Origin of the sequence: Streptomyces prunicolor (assembly GCF_045162825.1) — a bacterium.
In the GTDB taxonomy this organism is placed as follows: domain Bacteria; phylum Actinomycetota; class Actinomycetes; order Streptomycetales; family Streptomycetaceae; genus Streptomyces; species Streptomyces prunicolor.
Genome location: NZ_CP108676.1, coordinates 4,725,738 through 4,742,687, shown reverse-complemented (window position 1 = coordinate 4,742,687; position 16,950 = coordinate 4,725,738). Strand labels below are relative to the sequence as shown.

The 16,950-nt window shown below is 69.7% G+C and carries 18 protein-coding genes; 6 read left to right on the top strand and 12 right to left on the bottom strand.

Annotated features, from left to right (window positions below; translation table 11 throughout):
* Positions 1-203 precede the first annotated feature (203 nt).
* A complete protein-coding gene (locus tag OG588_RS21370) occupies positions 204-638 on the top strand; it encodes a GNAT family N-acetyltransferase (RefSeq protein ID WP_405948693.1) in 435 nt (144 codons plus the stop codon).
* Here OG588_RS21370 and OG588_RS21365 read toward each other — a convergent pair.
* From OG588_RS21365 to OG588_RS21350, 4 genes are all read right to left on the bottom strand, one after another.
* Positions 620-1,432 (bottom strand): MerR family transcriptional regulator, encoded by an 813-nt coding sequence (locus tag OG588_RS21365; protein WP_405948692.1) that lies wholly within the window; start codon positions 1,430-1,432, stop codon positions 620-622. The genes OG588_RS21370 and OG588_RS21365 overlap by 19 nt on opposite strands.
* Before the next feature lie 60 nt (positions 1,433-1,492).
* Positions 1,493-2,071: a GNAT family N-acetyltransferase gene (locus OG588_RS21360; protein ID WP_405948691.1), complete on the bottom strand. Its 579-nt coding sequence runs from the start codon at positions 2,069-2,071 to the stop codon at positions 1,493-1,495.
* An 88-nt stretch (positions 2,072-2,159) separates the two neighbouring features.
* Positions 2,160-2,753 carry a hypothetical protein gene (locus OG588_RS21355; RefSeq protein WP_405948690.1) on the bottom strand — a complete coding sequence of 198 codons (594 nt, stop codon included), beginning with the start codon at positions 2,751-2,753 and terminating at the stop codon, positions 2,160-2,162.
* A 209-nt stretch (positions 2,754-2,962) separates the two neighbouring features.
* Positions 2,963-3,382 (bottom strand): ATP-binding protein, encoded by a 420-nt coding sequence (locus OG588_RS21350; protein ID WP_405948689.1) that lies wholly within the window; start codon positions 3,380-3,382, stop codon positions 2,963-2,965.
* 189 nt (positions 3,383-3,571) lie between these two features.
* On the opposite strand from OG588_RS21350, the gene OG588_RS21345 reads away from it, so the two are divergent.
* Positions 3,572-4,441 carry a helix-turn-helix domain-containing protein gene (locus OG588_RS21345; protein WP_405948688.1) on the top strand — a complete coding sequence of 290 codons (870 nt, stop codon included), beginning with the start codon at positions 3,572-3,574 and terminating at the stop codon, positions 4,439-4,441.
* Positions 4,438-4,620 carry a DUF397 domain-containing protein gene (locus OG588_RS21340; protein ID WP_405948687.1) on the top strand — a complete coding sequence of 61 codons (183 nt, stop codon included), beginning with the start codon at positions 4,438-4,440 and terminating at the stop codon, positions 4,618-4,620. Before OG588_RS21345 ends, OG588_RS21340 begins: the two co-directional genes overlap by 4 nt.
* Before the next feature lie 69 nt (positions 4,621-4,689).
* Here the strand turns inward: OG588_RS21340 and OG588_RS21335 are convergent, their stop codons facing one another.
* From OG588_RS21335 to OG588_RS21300, 8 genes are all read right to left on the bottom strand, one after another.
* Positions 4,690-5,493: an acyl carrier protein gene (locus tag OG588_RS21335; protein ID WP_405948686.1), complete on the bottom strand. Its 804-nt coding sequence runs from the start codon at positions 5,491-5,493 to the stop codon at positions 4,690-4,692.
* Positions 5,494-5,759: 266 nt separating this feature from the next.
* The gene (gene serC, locus OG588_RS21330) at positions 5,760-6,878 is read right to left on the bottom strand and encodes a phosphoserine transaminase (RefSeq protein ID WP_266858293.1); all 1,119 of its coding nucleotides are present in this window, start codon (positions 6,876-6,878) and stop codon (positions 5,760-5,762) included.
* Between the two features lie 96 nt (positions 6,879-6,974).
* Positions 6,975-8,201 (bottom strand): cytochrome P450, encoded by a 1,227-nt coding sequence (locus OG588_RS21325; RefSeq protein WP_405948685.1) that lies wholly within the window; start codon positions 8,199-8,201, stop codon positions 6,975-6,977.
* 68 nt (positions 8,202-8,269) lie between these two features.
* Positions 8,270-9,487 (bottom strand): cytochrome P450, encoded by a 1,218-nt coding sequence (locus OG588_RS21320; RefSeq protein WP_405948684.1) that lies wholly within the window; start codon positions 9,485-9,487, stop codon positions 8,270-8,272.
* Positions 9,484-10,161, bottom strand: coding sequence for a GTP-binding protein (locus OG588_RS21315; RefSeq protein WP_405948683.1), 678 nt, complete (start codon positions 10,159-10,161; stop codon positions 9,484-9,486). The genes OG588_RS21320 and OG588_RS21315 overlap by 4 nt, the downstream gene beginning before the upstream one ends.
* Complete coding sequence (locus OG588_RS21310) at positions 10,142-10,486, bottom strand: DUF742 domain-containing protein (RefSeq protein WP_327403236.1); 345 nt, start codon at positions 10,484-10,486, stop codon at positions 10,142-10,144. The genes OG588_RS21315 and OG588_RS21310 overlap by 20 nt, the downstream gene beginning before the upstream one ends.
* Positions 10,486-10,890 carry a roadblock/LC7 domain-containing protein gene (locus OG588_RS21305; RefSeq protein WP_019057294.1) on the bottom strand — a complete coding sequence of 135 codons (405 nt, stop codon included), beginning with the start codon at positions 10,888-10,890 and terminating at the stop codon, positions 10,486-10,488. Before OG588_RS21305 ends, OG588_RS21310 begins: the two co-directional genes overlap by 1 nt.
* Positions 10,887-12,623: a sensor histidine kinase gene (locus OG588_RS21300; protein WP_405948682.1), complete on the bottom strand. Its 1,737-nt coding sequence runs from the start codon at positions 12,621-12,623 to the stop codon at positions 10,887-10,889. The genes OG588_RS21305 and OG588_RS21300 overlap by 4 nt, the downstream gene beginning before the upstream one ends.
* A gap of 267 nt (positions 12,624-12,890) precedes the next feature.
* Between OG588_RS21300 and OG588_RS21295 the strand changes: the two genes are divergently transcribed.
* The 3 genes from OG588_RS21295 to OG588_RS21285 all read left to right on the top strand — a co-directional run bounded on the left by OG588_RS21295 (position 12,891) and on the right by OG588_RS21285 (position 16,890).
* Positions 12,891-15,734 carry an FAD-binding and (Fe-S)-binding domain-containing protein gene (locus tag OG588_RS21295; RefSeq protein ID WP_405948681.1) on the top strand — a complete coding sequence of 948 codons (2,844 nt, stop codon included), beginning with the start codon at positions 12,891-12,893 and terminating at the stop codon, positions 15,732-15,734.
* Positions 15,731-16,492 (top strand): metallophosphoesterase family protein, encoded by a 762-nt coding sequence (locus OG588_RS21290; RefSeq protein WP_405948680.1) that lies wholly within the window; start codon positions 15,731-15,733, stop codon positions 16,490-16,492. Before OG588_RS21295 ends, OG588_RS21290 begins: the two co-directional genes overlap by 4 nt.
* Positions 16,493-16,758: 266 nt before the next feature.
* Positions 16,759-16,890: a hypothetical protein gene (locus OG588_RS21285; RefSeq protein WP_019057298.1), complete on the top strand. Its 132-nt coding sequence runs from the start codon at positions 16,759-16,761 to the stop codon at positions 16,888-16,890.
* Positions 16,891-16,950 lie beyond the last annotated feature (60 nt).

Here is a 16,950-nt window from a genome sequence, read left to right as displayed (position 1 = left end):
GTATGACGGGTATGACGGGTATGACGGGTGTGACGGTGAGCGGTCGCGGCCCCGGGCCAGCGCAAAATGCCTGATCAGAGGGGGCGGTGGGTGTTATCGTCGCCCGCATGCCTGAACTGATAAGACCCACAGGTCGACTCCAGTCCTCATGGCTCGCGGCGCGTGATGAGTGGCCTCCAGGTGCGCACCAGGACGGGACCGGCTTGCGTCTCGCACCTGAAGGCGACCTCGACAGGCCCGAGGTTTTCTCGGCGTGGGTCGAGGAACTGCATCAGCAGTCGGACAGGTCGGTCGCCTTGGGGGAGGGGCGCGTCCACGCCACCCACTGGTGGATCGTCGAGGACGACAGCTATCTGGGAGCCATCGATCTGCGGCACTACCTGAACGCTTTCCTGCTCGATGTCGGCGGCCACATCGGCTACAGCATCCGGCCCTCCGCCCGGAGACGCGGCTTGGCCACGTGGGCCCTCGGGGCGGTTCTCCTCAAGGCCCCCGCGTTCGGTCTGGGTCGGGTCCTCGTCACCTGCGACGACGACAACGTCGGATCGGCGCGCAGCATCGAGCGCAACGGTGGCGTCTTGGAGGACCTCCGCACCACCGACGCGGGCATCAAGCGCCGCTACTGGATCACTCTGTAGGCAGTGGTGCGACCGTGTCGCGCGGTGGAGTGGGTGTGCGCGCGGGCCTGGTCGAGGTAGGCCGTCAGGTCGTGCCACGCGTCGGCCGGAACCGTCGGGTCGCCGGACAGCGCGGCCGGCTCGTGCCGCCAGGCGGAGCGCACCGCGGCCGAGATACCGCTGTCACCCCCGTTGAACAGCGAGCTCAGCTCGTCCATCCGGGCCACCAGCTTCCTCACCCGGGGTGACGTCGGCTCCACCCCGGCGGTCCGCAGCGCCTCGGCCCTGCGGTACAGCTCGGGCCACTCGACCTCCAGGAGGTAGTGGGCGCCGGGGCCGAGCGCCGCCGCCCGGTCGTGCAGCGTCTGGATCTGGTCGTCGTCGAGGTGGCGCCGTAGCGCCTGCTCGCGTTCCGGGTCCGCGCCGCCCATCGTCCCGAGCGCGCCGATCAGCGTGGAGATCTCCGGTGCCCGATCGGAGGCCAACTCGCCCTGGATGTGGGCCAGTCGGTGCCTCAGCGCTTCGAGGGACGCGATGGACGCCTCTACGGCGGCCAGGTGCTCGTTCACCAGCCGGACCGGGTCGACTCCGACGTCCAGGCAGGTGGCGATGGTCTCCAGTCCCAGGCCGAGACGGCGCAGCGCGAGCACCTGGTACAGGCGGACCACATCCTGCTCGGTGTACTCGCGGTGCCCGGCGGCCGTACGCCTGGACGGACCGAGCAGCCCGATCCGGTCCCAGTGATGCAACGTACGAACAGTCAGCCCACTCGCCTCGGCGAGCGCTCCGACCTTCCATGTCTGGTCGATGCTCATGCGTCAACGATGCTCCCTGACGCCGTGTGAGGTGCAAGCCCGCGGTCTCGGCCGGTTGTCTCAACTGTCCCGGTGCCGTACGTGCAGATGACCCTCGCGGGGATACGCGGGCGGCGCCGGAGCCAGGACGGCTTCGAGGGGGTACCGGCTCTTGTGGGCCACGCGGCAGGAGGCCGGGTTGTCCACCTGGTGCAGGAGTTCAAGGCGCTCCAACCCGTCGGGCCCCAGGGTGTCGAAGGCCCAGTCGCTGAGGGCCTCCAACGCGCGCGGTGCCACACCTCGCCCGCGGGCGTGCGCGGCGGTCCAGTAGCCCACCTCGGCCGACGACTTGCCGGTGGCCGCTCCCTTGAGGATCACGTGGCCCGCCAACTGGCCTTGGCCGGAGGCGGGTTGGGGTTGCGCTTCGAGGACCGCGAAAGCGAGGTGGTCTCCCGTCGCCCAGTTCCGCTCCTGGTCCCGTATCCACCGCAGTGCGTCGGCCTCGTTCTCCACGCCTGAAGTGGTCCAGTGGCGCAGGGTCGGATCCCGGAACACTTCGACGAGTGCGGCGACGTCCTCCGTGCGCCAGGGACGAAGGACGAGGGCGGGAGCGGACGGCGTCGCGCTCGCGTGCAGGATTACGGTCTCGTGCTCGTTCACCGGTCGATCGTATGCGTACCCAGCGGTGCCAACACTCCTTGCCGAAAAGGGGTGTTTGCGGGGCAGCAGCTTCGCCGCGTACGCGTGGTCAGGCCTCCACGGACGCGCTGTCGGCCCGAGTTGTCACGCTACGGGGCTCGGATACGTCACCCGCGTCACCCACGCCGCCGTCCCGCTTCGCCCCCACGCACAACCACACATAGACGAGGTCGAGCACGCTGCACATGATGCCGAGCCCGAGCAGGAACCCGTCGTGCTGGATGGCGCCGAACAGGATCGTGGGCGCGAGCGTGCCGAGCCACTTGGCCACCGCGATCGTCACCGACTGCCCACGCAGCCCGCGCCGCGCGACGAACATCGCGATGAACAGCGCCGACATCAGCAGGTTCTGGAGAAACGCCGAGTAGCCGCCCCCGTCCTCCGCGCCGAACTTCGCCAGGAACAGCCACTGCACGGCGAACGACATCCCGAACAGCAGCACGCTCAGGCCGCCGAACATCCGCGCCGTGACGAACGACGGGAACTCGGCCCGCCCGTACCGGAAGAACGTGTACACGATGACCGCGTCGGCGATGCCCCACACCAGGTTGACACCGCCCTGCACCGACGGGTCGAAGGCCAGGTTGTGCACGGCGTACGTCCACTCCCACGCGAAGTTCAGGCCCAGCGCTACGGCGGGCATGGCGCAGGTGCGTTCGCGGAACCCGACGCGGATCTTCGAGGGGTCGCGCGGACGCTAACAGACACGTTCGGGGGTGTGGGCGAGGACCGTCTTACGGAAGTGTGACGGGCGGGAGTCGCCATACGTAGGGGTCGGGCGTCCGGACTTCTTGAGCAAGTTCCGTGTCTGTCAGGGGAGTTGGGGGCGTGAGTAGTAGGCGGGTCGCTGCCTCATAAAGTCGCCGGAACATGAGTCTGAACCCCCTCCAGAGCGAACCTCGCCCACACACATTTCGCGTACGGCTCCTGCCGGCACCCCCAGTTGTCGGCCAGCGCGGCGACGAGCGCGAGGCCCCGGCCGCCTTCCTCGTCCGGGGTCGAGTCGTGGGGGCGGGGGAGTCTGTCCCGGTCCGGGTCGGAGACCTCCAGGACCAACTCCCTGCCGTCGAGGGTGAGTTCGACCTTGATCTGGGAGTGGGAGACCTTGCAGTGGGTCACGGCGTTGGTGACCAGTTCGTTCGCCAACAGGGTTACGGCGTCGGCGAGTTCGTCGGTGATGCCCCAGTCCGCGAGGGTCTTGCGGACGCGTTGGCGGGCGGTGGGGACGTGTCGGCGGTGTTTGGGGATGCGGAAGCTCTCGGACGCGGGCATGGGGGGACTCTGTCCTGACGTGGCGTCAAGTTGGGCTGCGCTGCGGCGCCTTCACGAAGCTACGGCCGGATTCGGCGCCTGCGCAACAGGTTCGAGTGAATGCATTCACCTGTCCACTCGATCGAGTGACATGCCCTCGGAAGTAGGGGTGCGTGTGGCATCGTTGCCGGAGGAGAGGGGGGGTGTCCCATGCCCGCAGGTGGACGGCCGACGGTACGCAGTAGGCGTTTGGGTACGGCGCTCAGGCAGTACCGGCACGCAGCGAAGCTCGATCAGCCGCAGGCTGCCGACGTCATCGCGTCAAGTCAGGCCAGGATCAGCCGACTTGAGAGCGGTCATGTCACCGCGCGCGTGATCGAAGTGCGGCTGCTGTTGGAGGCGTACGGCGTCTCTGACCCTGAAGTCCGCGTCAAGCTGGAGGAGTTGGCCAAGCACTCCAAGAACCGGGGCTGGTGGCTGGAGCATGCCGCACACCTGAGGCCTGACTACGTCGATCACATCGCGTTGGAGGACGACGCGACCTTTATCCGTGAGTGGCAGCCGGTAATGATGCCGGGGCTCCTACAAACTCCCGCCTATGCGGAGGCGGTTATCGCCGCCAGTCCCCACTACATCGAGCCGGAGCGGGCCGCGCAGTTGGTGAAGGTCCGTGTGGGGAGGCAGGCGAAGATCGAGGAGGGCGGAGCCTCGTACACGGCGATCCTCTGGGAAGCCGTCCTCGCGCAACCGCTGGTGAGTATCGAGATTCACCGGGAGCAACTGTCCGCGATCCTTGAAGTCGGCAAGCGCAAGAACGTCACTGTGCAGGTGCTGCCGGTCAGTGCGGGCGTATTGGCGGGTTACTCCTCCGCCTTCTACTCCTTCAGTTTCGACGAGGAGCCCACAGCCGAAGCGGTCGCCATGGACAACTTGCGAGGTACATCGGTCCTTGAGGGAGCCGAAGACCTTGCCGCTTACGCCAGTGCGTTCGACCTACTACGATCGTCTGCGTTGACGCCGGACGCGAGCGCGAAGCTCATCCGGGGCGTACTGCGGAGCTTGAAGGAAGACACATCGTGACCGAGGTTGTTAGCCCCTTCTGGAAGTCCTCGTACTCGGGCGCGGAGAACGCCTGCGTCGAGGTCGCCGACACCGCGGCCCACGGCCGCGCCGTCCGCGACAGCAAGCACCCGGAAGACGGCGTCACCCTCCTCATCGTCTCCCGTGAGAGCTGGCAGGGCTTCCTCTCGCAGTTCTGACCCCCCCCACCACCCTCCCCGCAAAAGTGTGACACTTCAGCGCGAAGTGTCACACTTTCTGGAGACTACCTACCTGCGGGGCAGCGACGTGTTGGTGATCGGCAGAGCCTGCTGTGCCCCCGCCACGTACATGTCCCTCGGCGCCGTGCGCAGCGCGAACGTGTCGTCGTAGCCGGTGACGCGTACTGACATGACGAAGAAACCGTCGTACGTGGCGGTCACCTTCACGTCGTACTCCTGCTCCCAGTAGGTCTGCAGGAAGACCTCCGTGCCCTGGGGCTGGACACCCTTGGGGAGGGTGACCTTGCCCGTGACGGTGAGGATGTCGCCGGCCTTCACCTTCTTCTTGCTGAGCCGGTAACTGACCGAACTGGACTGGGTGTTGACTCCCACGGTGGTGTCCGCGAAGTAGCCGTCCTGCGGGGTGTTGAGGTCGCCGTCCTCGTCGTAGAGGGCGGTGATCTGCACCCCTTGCTCGACGTTGAGCAGGCTGCTGTCGGTGGCGTGGTCGATGGTGACGTCCGGGATCGTGAACTTCCCGTTGGCGTCGGTGACCGGCTTACCCAGGTCGCGGGGCTCGTAGTAGTGCGGGTCGATCGGGTCGCCCCACGGGTTCCAGGTGGTGAACTGGACGACTTCCTCGACCGTGACGGGGATGTTCGGCGCCGGGGTGCCGTCGGCCTTGGTCACGGTGCCGGTGACGTCGACGTGGCGGTTGTCGTAGCTGGTGGTCGCCGGGTTCGTGGTCACGGTCAGTACGTACGCGTCGCCGGGGGACGGGTCCGCGGAGGCGGCCGGTGCGGACAGGGCGCCGGTGGCGAAGAGCAGGGCGGCGGTGGCGGCGAGCCGCGTCGGCAGGGACTTCCTGGGCATGGGGCAACTCCAACTTCGGTCGGGAATCGAGGAGTTGCGCCGCAGGTGTGCGACGCGTCGAGTTCGACCGGCGGGGTGGGGCGGGAGTTGTCCCTTGTGCGTTCGCTGTTACGGGGCTGTGGTGTGCGGGGGGTTTGTCCGGGTTGCGGGTTCACCTGGACGTCGGGTGCAGGCTGCCCCGCATTGCCCTACGACGACGAAGGGCGCCCCGCGGTTCAACCGCGGGGCGCCCTTCGTCGTCGTAGAACCGTGTGACTGTACGGCGATTACAGCTTCTCGATGACGTAGTCGATGCACTTCGTCAGCGCCTCGACGTCCGCCGGGTCGATCGCCGGGAACATCGCCACGCGGAGCTGGTTGCGGCCGAGCTTGCGGTAGGGCTCGGTGTCGACGATGCCGTTCGCGCGGAGCACCTTCGCCACGGCCGCCGCGTCGATCTCGTCGGCGAAGTCGATCGTGCCGATGACCTGCGAGCGCTTGGTGGCGTCGGACACGAACGGGGTCGCGTACTTCGACTCCTCCGCCCAGCTGTACAGACGGCTCGACGAGTCCTTCGTGCGGGCCGTCGACCAGGCCAGGCCGCCCTGGCCGTTGATCCACTCAAGCTGCTCGTTGAGGAGGAACAGGGTGGAGAGGGCCGGGGTGTTGTACGTCTGGTTCTTGCGGGAGTTGTCGATCGCCGTGGGGAGACTGAAGAACTCCGGGACGTGGCGGCCGGACGCGTGGATGCGCTCGGCGCGCTCGATCGCGGCCGGGGAGAAGACGCCGATCCACAGGCCGCCGTCGGAGGCGAAGGACTTCTGCGGGGCGAAGTAGTAGACGTCCGTCTCGGCGATGTCGACCGGGAGGCCGCCCGCGCCCGACGTGGCGTCCACGAGGACGAGGGAACCTTCGTCGGCTCCCGCGACCCGCTTGATCGGGGCCGCGACGCCCGTCGACGTCTCGTTGTGCGTGTACGCGTACACGTCCACGCCCGCCTCGGCGGCCGGGTCCGGGTGCGTGCCCGGGTCGGAGGAGATGACCGTCGGCTCGGCCAGCCACGGCGCCAGCTTGGCCGCCTTCGCGAACTTCGAGCTGAACTCGCCGAAGGTCAGGTGCTGGGACTTGTTGTCGATGAGCCCGTGGGTCGCGACGTCCCAGAAGGCCGTCGAACCGCCGTTGCCGAGGACGACCTCGTAGCCCTCGGGGAGGGAGAAGAGGGCGGAGACGCCCTCGCGCACCTTGCCGACCAGGTTCTTGACCGGGGCCTGGCGGTGGGACGTACCCAGCAGAGACGTACCGGTGGCGGCCAGCGCGTCCAGCGCCTCCGTCCGCACCTTGGAGGGGCCAGCGCCGAAACGTCCGTCGGCGGGCTTGATGTCAGCGGGAATCTCGATATCAGCCACGAGCCGGAGCGTATCCCCTCGGTGAAACCGGACGGAAACGCGTCCGTTCGATGAGACGACCGAGGAGATGGGTCCTCCGGCCCGTGGACAAGTGGATCAGTCGCCCGGGGTCAGCTTCACCGGCAGCTCGAAGATGTCGTTCTGCGTCACCACCGGCTTGTTGCGGAGTTCCGTCGCCGGGACCGCCAGGTCCAGGTGCGGGAAGCGCTCGTAGAGGGCCGGGAGCGCCACGTCCGCCTCCAGGCGGGAGAGGGCCGCACCCGGGCAGACGTGCGGGCCGTGGCCGAAGGAGATGTGGCGGTTCTCGCTGGTGCGGGTGATGTCGAACTCGCCCGCCGTCGGACCGTGGGCCTCCTCGTCGCGGCCGATCGCGGCGTACGACACGATCAGCGCGTCCCCGGCCGGGAGGACCTTGTCGCCGACCTGGACGTCCTCCGTGGCGAAGCGGATCAGGACGTGCGAGGTGGGGGTGGAGTGGCGCAGGGTCTCCTCGACCACCGAGGACCAGTCGGCCTCGCCGGCCAGCACCAGGGCGCGCTGGACGGGGTGCGTCGACAGGTTGACGACCGCGTTGACGATCAGCGAGATCGTCGTCTCATGGCCCGCCGCGACCATCAGCTGGAGCGTGGAGACGATCTCCTCGTCGGTGAGGTGGTCGCCGTTCTCGGACGCCGCGATCAGGGCGGAGGTCAGGTCGTCGCCGGGTTCGGCGCGCTTGGCCGCGACCGTCGCGGCCATGATGCCCGCGAGTTCCGTGAGGGTGGCGATCACCTCGGCCGGCGGGGTCTGCGTCGAGAAGAACTTCTCGAACAGCTCCTTCAGGCGCGGGAGTTGGTCCTCCGCTATGCCCATGAGGTCGGCGATGACGTACATGGGGAGCGGGTACGCGAACGCCGCCTTCAGGTCGACCTCGTCCCCGTCCAGGCCGTCGAGCAGGCCCTGGGTCCGCTTCGCGATCCGCTCCCGCATCTGCTCCACTCGGCGCGGGGTGAGCGCCTGCGCGACCAGCGTGCGCATCCGGCGGTGGTCGGCGCCGTCCACGGTCAGCATCGAACGGCCCGGGTTCGCGAGCCCGATCAGCGGCCAGTCCGGGGGAATCTCGCCGCGCTGCCAGGCGCCCCAGACGTTGATGTCCTTCACCAGCCGCGGATCCGTGAGCAGCTGTTTCGCCTCGGCGTGCCGCGTCACCGCCCACACGGGCACGCCACCGGGCAGCTCTACGGCGGCCAGCGGACCGGCCGCACGCAGCCTGGCGCTCTCGCCGTCCAGGTCGCCGACGAAGGGGTCGAGGACGATACGGGTGTCTTCGGTACCGGTGCTCATGCGGGAGTGCCTCCAAAGGCAGGGGCTGGGCTCAAAGGAAGGGCAGGGCAAGGCGCAAGGGCGGGAACTCAGCGCGCGGGTACGGGCGTGAACCGCACCGGCAGGGCGGTCAGGCCCCGCAGCCACGGCGAAGGTCTCCGCGTGAGGGACTCGGCCGGTACCGCCAGGTCGATGTCCGGGAGACGGTCCAGTACGACCTCGATCCCCGTCCGCGCGATCACCTCGGCCACCTCCTGTGCCGGGAACGGACACCGGTGCTCCCCGTGCCCGAAGGAGAAGTGCGCGTTGTTGCCGCCGGTGAGCGCGGAGCCGTCGGTGCGGACCTGGGGGTCGGAGTTGGCACCCTGGAGACCGAGGAGGAGCAGGTCGCCGGCGCGGATACGACGCCCGCCGAGCTGGGTGTCGCGGGAGGCCCAGCGGCCGGCCACGTTCTGGGTCGGGGTGTCCTCCCAGAGGACCTCGTTCATCGCCTCGGCGACACTGTTGCGGCCACCGAACAGCGAGGCCGCGAAACGGTCGTCCGTCAGCATCAGGCGCAGCGAGTTGCCGATCCAGTCGGCGGTCGGCTGGTGGCCCGCCGCCATCATCACCATCAAGTCCTGGGCGATCTCGAAGTCGTCGAAGCCGGAGTCGTGCGTGAGCATCCGTGACACGACGTCGTCGGCCGGATCGTCCTTCCGGTCGGCCAGCAACCGCCCCATGGACGTGGCGAGATGGGTCTGCCCGGCGATCGCGCGGTCGCGTCCGTCGATCATGTCGTTGAGCGCGGTCACCAGACCGGGACCCTGCTCGTCCCGGAAGCCGTAGAGCCGGGCCAGGACCCGTACCGGCAGCAGCATCGCGTAGTCGCCGACGATATCCGTCTCGCCCTTGGCGCAGATCCCGTCGATCAGCTCGTCCGCGAACTTCTCGGTGTACGACCGGAGTTCGGACGGGTCCACGGCCTCCAGCGCGTCGCTGATCATGCCGACGCGCTCGCGGTGCCGTTCGCCGACCGTGTAGAGGATCGACGGCTGCTTACGGCCGATCATCGGCAGCAGCGGCCAGTCGTCGGGGATGCCGTCCCACTGGTTCCAGAGGTCGGAGTCACGGCTGAACAGCACTGGATCGCCGGTGACTTGGTGCAGTTCGCGGTAGCCGAGCACCAGCCAGGCCGGGATGTCGCCGTCGAGCACCACGGGGGTCACGGCGCCGTGCTCGCGCCTCATCTCCCGGTACAGCTGCGCCGGTTCGGTCTGGAACCTGGGTCCACCCAGCGGTACGGGTGCGGGGGCAGGGGCGGTCACAGGGCCAACTCCTGTTGAGGGGCGGGGACTTGGGGACGGGCGGCGCCCTGGCCGTCGTAGCGACCGGGGTCCTGGCCGTCGTAACGGACCCTGGTCTGTTCGTTCTTGACGTGCTCGACCAGGCTGATCAGCACCTGTTTCGCGGACGCGCGGGAGCGTGCGTCGCAGTCCAGGAGGGGGACGTGCGGGTCGAGGTCGAGGGCCTCGCGGATCTGCTGCGGGGCGTAGGTCGGGCCGCCGAAGTCGTTGCAGGCCACGATGAAGGGGGTGCCGTGGTGTTCGAGGCGGTCGATCGCGTACCAGGAGTCGCCGATGCGGCGGGTGTCGACGAGGACGACCGCGCCGAGCGTCCCGGAGAAGAGGCGGTCCCAGAGGAACCAGAACCGTTCCTGGCCGGGGGCGCCGAACAGGTACAGCACATTGCGGGCGTCGAGCGTGATGCGGCCGAAGTCGAAGGCGACGGTGGTCGCGGACTTGCCGCGCACCTCGCTGATGTCGTCGACGGCCTCGCCGGCCTTCGTCATCGTCTCCTCGGTGTTGAGGGGACGTATCTCGCTGACCGAGCGGACCAGCGTGGTCTTGCCGACGCCGAAGCCGCCGACGACCACGATCTTCAGGCCGTTGTCGGCGGAGGCACCCAAGGGGGTGCGCGCGTCAGAGGTTGCGGAGTCCAACGAGCACCTGTTCCAGGACGTCGGGATCGAGATCGGCCTTGCGCGGATGGCGGGCGCTGACCCGGCCGGCCGCGAGAAGGTCGGAGAGGAGGATCTTGGTGATGGACACCGGGAGTTTCAGTTCGGCCGCCAACTCGACTACGGCCGTGGGGTGTTCGGTGATCCGCAGGATCGCCGCGTGCTCCGACTGCATCCCGGTCGCCGGATCGCACTCGGCGACCACGAGGGTCACCAGGTCGAACGGGCTGTCCGGGCCGGAACGGGTGCGGCCTCCGGTGAGCGTGTAGAGGCGGTCGGGTGAGTCGTCCCTGCCGGGGCGGCTCATCACGAACGGGGTTCCGCGCGCAGGTGCTCGCCGAGCTGTTCGACCAGCTCGCTCATGTTGTGCCCGATCAGCCCCGCGTCCGCGTCCTCGGCGGTGACCAGGGCCAGGTGCGCGCCCTCGCCCGCCTCGACGATGAACAGCACCCCGCCGTAGAACTCCGTCATCGCGGAGCGCACACCCCCGCTGCCGTCCCCGAACTCCACCGACGCGCCGTGCGACAGCGACTGGATCCCGGCGGCGATCGCGGCGAGCTGGTCGGCCTGGTCGACGGAGAGTTCGGGCGTCCGGCACAGCTTCAGGCCGTCCCGCGACAGCACGAGCGCGTGCCGCGCGCCCGGGGTGCGCTCCAGGAGGCCCTCGATGAGCCAGGTGAGCTTCTCGTCGGCGGTGGTCGTGCCGGTCATGAGGTGGGGTTGCCTTCCGAGTGGGAGAGGGAGGGGGTGGGCTCTGCTGATACGGGGCTGTCCGCGTCGGTGCCGGACGCGCGCGTGCCCTGGTCGGTCGCCGCCTCGCGTACGGCCCGGCGGAAGCTGTTGAAGCGGGCGGTGCGGGCGAGGGTGTCGTCGGCCGAGGGGGCGGGACGCGTCGTCTCGGGCACCGGGGACTCCGCACGCGCGCGTGAACGCTCGGCCTCCGCGAGTGCCTGACCCCGGCGCCGCTTGGGCAGACCTTCGGGCAACTCGTTCGCTGCGTCCGTCACGGCGTTCGCTACGTCCGTCACCGCGTCGGCGAGGACACCGTGCTCCGGCGACTCGTGCGTGGGCACCGGGTCCGGGTCCAGATCGGCGAGGGTGCGCCCGGCGGCGTAGGACATCCACGGATGGTCCCGGACGGAGGGCGCGGGCTCGGGAACCGCCTCCGGATCCACCGGTGTTGAAGGTGAGGGCTGTGGCGACGGCTCCGGCAGGTCCAGGGACACCTGCGGTGTCGGCGCGTCCTGGGGCACCAGGATGTCCTGCGGTACGAGCATCAGGACGCCGGTGCCACCCCGCGCGGAGGGCCGGTACGACACCTTCAGGCCGTACTTGCGGGCCAGCCGCCCGACGACCGGGAGACCGAGCCGGGTGCCGGTGAGGCCGCCCAGTTCGGTGGAGTCGCCGGAGACGGCGCGCTCGGCGCGGCGCAGCTGGATGTCGCCCATGACCAGACCGCTGTCCTCCACCGAGAGGATGACCCCGGCGGGCACTTCTTCTACGTAGACATGTACTTCGGCGCTCGGCGGCGAGAAGTTCGCGGCGTTGTCGAGGAGTTCGGCGAGCGCGTGCATCACGCCCTCGGCCGCGTGCCCGGCGACGGCGGTGTCGCTCGCGGAGTGCACGCGCACGCGTTGATAGCCGCTGATCCGGCCCATCGCGCCCCGCAGGATCGACTCCATGGCGATCGGGCGGGCCCAACGGCGGCCGGACCGGGCGCCCGTGAGAACGGCGACGGAGTCGGCGATACGGCCCGCCTGCGCGGTGCGGTGGTCGAGGTGGAGCAGGTCGGCGAGGACGTCCTCGTCCGAATGCCGCTCCTCCATGGCACGCAGGTCGGCGAGCATGCCGGTGGCCAACGCCTGCATCCGGCCCGCCGCGTTGGCGGTCGCGGAGAGCGCGGCGGCCCGCTCGTGGGAGTCCCGGCGGGCCTTCTCGGACAGCTGCTTGTTCTCGGCGGTCAGCCGGGCGCGCTCCAGCTCGCGCTCCTCCGTGAGGCGGGTGCGCTCCTCCGCGAAGGAGGTGGTGAGCCGCATGCGCTCCTGGGAGAAGTCGGAGGTCAACCGGGCGCGTTCCTGCGAGAGTTCCGCGGTCAGCCGGGCCCGCTCGTGGGTCAGCTCCTCGGTCAGCTGCACGCGCTCCCGGTCGAAGTCCGTGCTCAGCCGGGCCCGTTCCTGCAGCAGCCGTCCGGCGTCCAGGGTGACGGCCTCAAGGCGGCGGCGGGTGATCCGGGCCGTCTGGTACGCGTGCGCGGCGAGCGCGACGGCCGCGCACAGCAGCAGCGCGCCGGCACCGGCGCCGCAGGCGACCGCGAGGCGCTTCGAGCCGGGGGTCACATAGACCGCGCCGGCGACCGCGAGCCCGGCCAGCACGGCGGTGAACAGGGGCGCGGGGGCGACGGTGCGGAAGGTGGGTCGTTCGCCGGGAAGTATGGGGGCGGTCATGAAGGGGGTCCTCGGTCGGGTCCTCGGGCGTCTTTGGTCGGGGTCCTCAGTCGTCCTCGGTCGTGTCCTCGGGGGGTGCTCGTCGGGTTCCTGGGCGAGAAGCGACACCGGGTGCTCAACTGCCGGTCACTATATGAGAATTAGTGATCGAACTGGGTAGGTTCTGGATGCGTTTACGGAATTGGTGGTCCGTCGGCGCGAAGTTTCCCGGAACGTTTCGCCAGATGCCGGACGGTCACTGTCAGTGGTCGGGTGCATGCTGGGGGCATGGCGGATCTTCAGGCGGAGTCGGTGGGCGCTCGGGCGGAACTGGCGGCTGTCCAGGCGGAGCTGCGCGGCACCGTCCGGGGCGAGGTCGGTTTCGACGTCACGTCCCGGGCGCTGATGACCATGGACGCGTCCAACTACCGACGCGTCCCCCTGGGCGTCGTCGCGCCCCGTGACGCCGACGACGTGGCGGCGACGCTCGCGGCGTGCAGGGCGCACGGGGTGCCGGTGGTGGCCCGCGGCGGCGGCACGTCGATCGCCGGCCAGGCGACCGGCACGGGCGTGGTCCTGGACTTCACCCGCCACATGAACGGCCTGGTGTCCCTGGACCCCGCCTCGCGTACGGCGGTCGTGCAGCCCGGCCTGGTCCTGGACCGCCTCCAACAGGCCGCCGCGCCGCACGGCTTGCGCTTCGGCCCCGACCCCTCGACCCACAGCCGCTGCACCCTCGGCGGCATGATCGGCAACAACTCCTGCGGCTCCCACTCGGTCGCCTGGGGTACGACGGCGGACAGCGTGAGCGAACTGTCGGTGATCACCGCGCGGGGCGACCGCCTGACGCTGGGCCGCGACTGGGCGGGCGCCCCGGAGGGCCTACGCCCCCTCGCCGAGGCCGAGTTGGCCCGCCTGCGCACCGGCTTCCCGGACCTCCCCCGCCGCATCTCGGGCTACGCGTTGGACGCCCTCCTCCCCGAGAACGGCGCGGATGTCGCCCGCTCCTTCTGCGGCAGCGAGGGCACGCTGGGCATCGTCACGGAGGCGGTCGTACGCCTCGTCGAGGCACCCCGCGCGCGTGCGTTGGCGGTACTCGGGTACGCCGACGAGAGCGCGGCGGCGGAGGCGGCGGCGGGCCTGCTGGTCCATGGGCCGCTCACCGTCGAGGGCATGGCGGCCGACCTGGTCCGCTCCACGGCCGACCTCCCCCGGGGCGGCGCCTGGCTGTTCGTCGAGACGGGCGGCGACACGGAGGCGGAGGCACGCGCGCGTGCGGAGACGATCGTCCGCGCGGCCGACGTCCTCGACTCCCTGGTGGTGACGGACCCTGCGGACCAACGGACCCTGTGGCGCATCCGCGAGGACGCGAGCGGTACGGCGACGAGGATGCCGGACGGCTCGGAGGCGTGGCCGGGCTGGGAGGACTGCGCGGTACCGCCGGCTCAACTGGGCCCGTACCTGCGGGACTTCAGGGGCTTGCTGACCGCGCACGACCTACGGGGCACGCCGTACGGCCACTTCGGGGACGGCTGCATCCACGTCCGCATCGACTTCGACCTGCTGACGGAGCCAGGGGTGGCCCGCTTCCGCCGCTTCTCCGAGGAACTGGCCGAGTTGGTGACGGCGCACGGCGGCTCGCTCTCGGGCGAACACGGGGACGGCCAGGCACGCGCGGAACTCCTCCCGAAGATGTACGGCGCCGCGATGGTGACCCTGTTCGAGCGCGCGAAGGGAGTCTGGGACCCGGACGACCTCCTCAACCCCGGGATGCTGGTGCGGCCGGCCCCGCTCGACTCGAACCTCCGCTTCTCGGTGCTCCCGCGCGAGCCGGTGGACGTGGTGTTCGGCTACCCGTCCGACGGCGGCGACTTCTCGGCGGCGGTACGACGGTGCGTTGGGGTGGCCAAGTGCCGTACGACAGAGGTGTCGGGACCGTCGGTGATGTGCCCGTCGTTCCGCGCGACGGGCGAAGAGGCGCACTCCACACGCGGGCGGGCCCGACTCCTCCACGAGATGCTCGCGGGCGAACTGGTCACCGACGGCTGGCGGTCGACGGAGGTCCGGGACGCACTGGACCTCTGCCTGTCCTGCAAGGGCTGCCGCACGGACTGCCCCGTCGGGGTCGACATGGCCACGTACAAGGCGGAGTTCCTGCACCACCACTACGAGGGCCGGCGCAGGCCCGCGGCCCACTACTCGATGGGCTGGCTGCCGCGCTGGCTGCGACTGGTGGCGCGCACGCGCACGGCATGGCTGGTCAACTCCCTATCTTCTGTACGGCCGTTGGCGGCGCTGGCGAAGCGGCTGGGCGGGATCGCGGGGGAGCGGGGGATTCCTCGGGTGGCGGGGGTGACGTTCACGCGGGCGTGGCGGCGGGACGCGAGAGCAGAGGTACCCGTTCGAGAGCGTGTCTTCCTGTGGCCGGACACCTTCACGGAACACCTCTCGCCGGAGGTCGGGCTGGCGGCGGTGCGGGTGCTGGAGGCGGCGGGGCTGGACGTGCTTCCGGTGACGGCGGGGAAGCCGGTGTGCTGCGGCCTGACATACGTCTCGACGGGCCAACTCGACCGCGCCCGTGAGGTGATGCGCCGCACGCTGGACACGATGAGCAAGCTCCCGGGCATGGGGGATGTGCCCATCGTCGTCCTCGAACCGAGCTGCGCGGCAGCCCTCCGCACGGACCTCCCGGAGTTGCTGCCGAACGACCCCCGATCGGCCCGCCTGTCCGCCTCGATCCTCACCTTCGCCGAAGCCCTGGAACGCCTGGCCCCCGACTGGACCCCACCCCACATCAACCGACCGACGGTCGGCCAGACCCACTGCCACCAGCACGCGGTACTCGGCGACACCCCCGACCGCCGCCTGCGCGAGGCAGCCGGTCTCACGGGTGAACTGTCCGGCGGCTGCTGCGGGTTGGCGGGCAACTTCGGCTTCGAGAAGGGGCACTACGAGGTGTCGGCGACCTGCGCGGAGGAACAACTCCTCCCCTCCGTAAGGGAGGCACCGGAGGACGCGGTGGTCCTGGCGGACGGCTTCTCGTGCCGTACACAGCTGGAACAGCTGGCAGGGGTACGGGGCCGGCATCTCGCGGAGGTGCTGGCGGACGCGCTGGAGAAAGAGGTCAAGTGACCGACGAACTGGGCCGAGTCGCGGTCCTCTCCGACATCCACGGAGTGCTCCCCGCCCTGGAAGCGGTCCTCGCCGAACCGGAGGTGGCCACCGCGGACCGCATCGTCCTCACCGGCGACACCACGGCCGGACCCCAACCGGCGGAAGTCGTCGACCTGTTGCGCGCACAGGGCGACCGAGTCCTGTGGATCTCGGGCAACGCGGACCGCGAACTGGTCGAGTACCGCAGAGGCGAACGCACCGAAATCCCCGACCCGATCGCCCCCTACGCGGCAACGGCCCTCCGCCCCGACCAGATCGACTTCCTGGCCACCCTCCCCAAGACGCTCACCCTTGCGGTCCGCGGCCTGGGCAGGGTCCTGTTCTGCCACGCAACTCCCAGGAACGACGAGGAAGTTGTCCTGGTCGACTCCCGCCCCGCGCGCTGGACAGAGGTCCTCACCGGCCTCGACGACACCGTCCGCACAGTGGTCTGCGGCCACACCCACATGCCGTACGTCCGCCTCGCCCACGGCCGCCTGATCGTCAACCCCGGCAGCGTCGGCATGCCGTACGGCCGCACCGGCGCCCACTGGTGCCTGCTCGGCCCCGGCACGGACCTGCGTGTCACGCCGTACGACATCCCGACGGCGATCGCCCGCCTCACCCGTGAGTCCGGCTACCCGGAGATCGCCGAGTGGGCGGACTACTTCCTCAACGCGCGGGCGTCGGACACGGAGGCGCTGGAGATGTTCGGGCCTCGGGACGGGCGCGGGTGACGCCGTATACGACTTCAGGGGCACCCGGCTGAGGGCGGAAGCACAGGTTCGTTAAGGCTGCTCTCAGGTTTATTAGAGAACTCTCAGGTTCGGGGTCGTAACTCAGGATTCGCAAAGGTATTCACAGCACCTGCTTGCCGTTTGCTTGCCGACTTTGCTGCTTCGTGGCGTCGGCCGCGTGTAAGTTCCTCGGTGTCGGGAATTCCCCGGGCGGTAAAACGCTCGACTTTGACGCACAATCCACTGCACAACCCAAGGAGTTCGGCATGAGCCTCAAGAAGCTCGCCCCGCTGCCCCCCAAGCCCAAGTCGAAGCAGCTCCCCCCGCCGCCCCCGAAGCCGCGCAAGAAGCACCAGCCGAAGCCGCTGCCGAAGCCGCTGCCCGGCCAGGACAGCTGAACCGGCAGTAGAAGAGGGCCGACCCACGCAGTCGGCCCTCTTTTCTTTCCCGAATTCGAA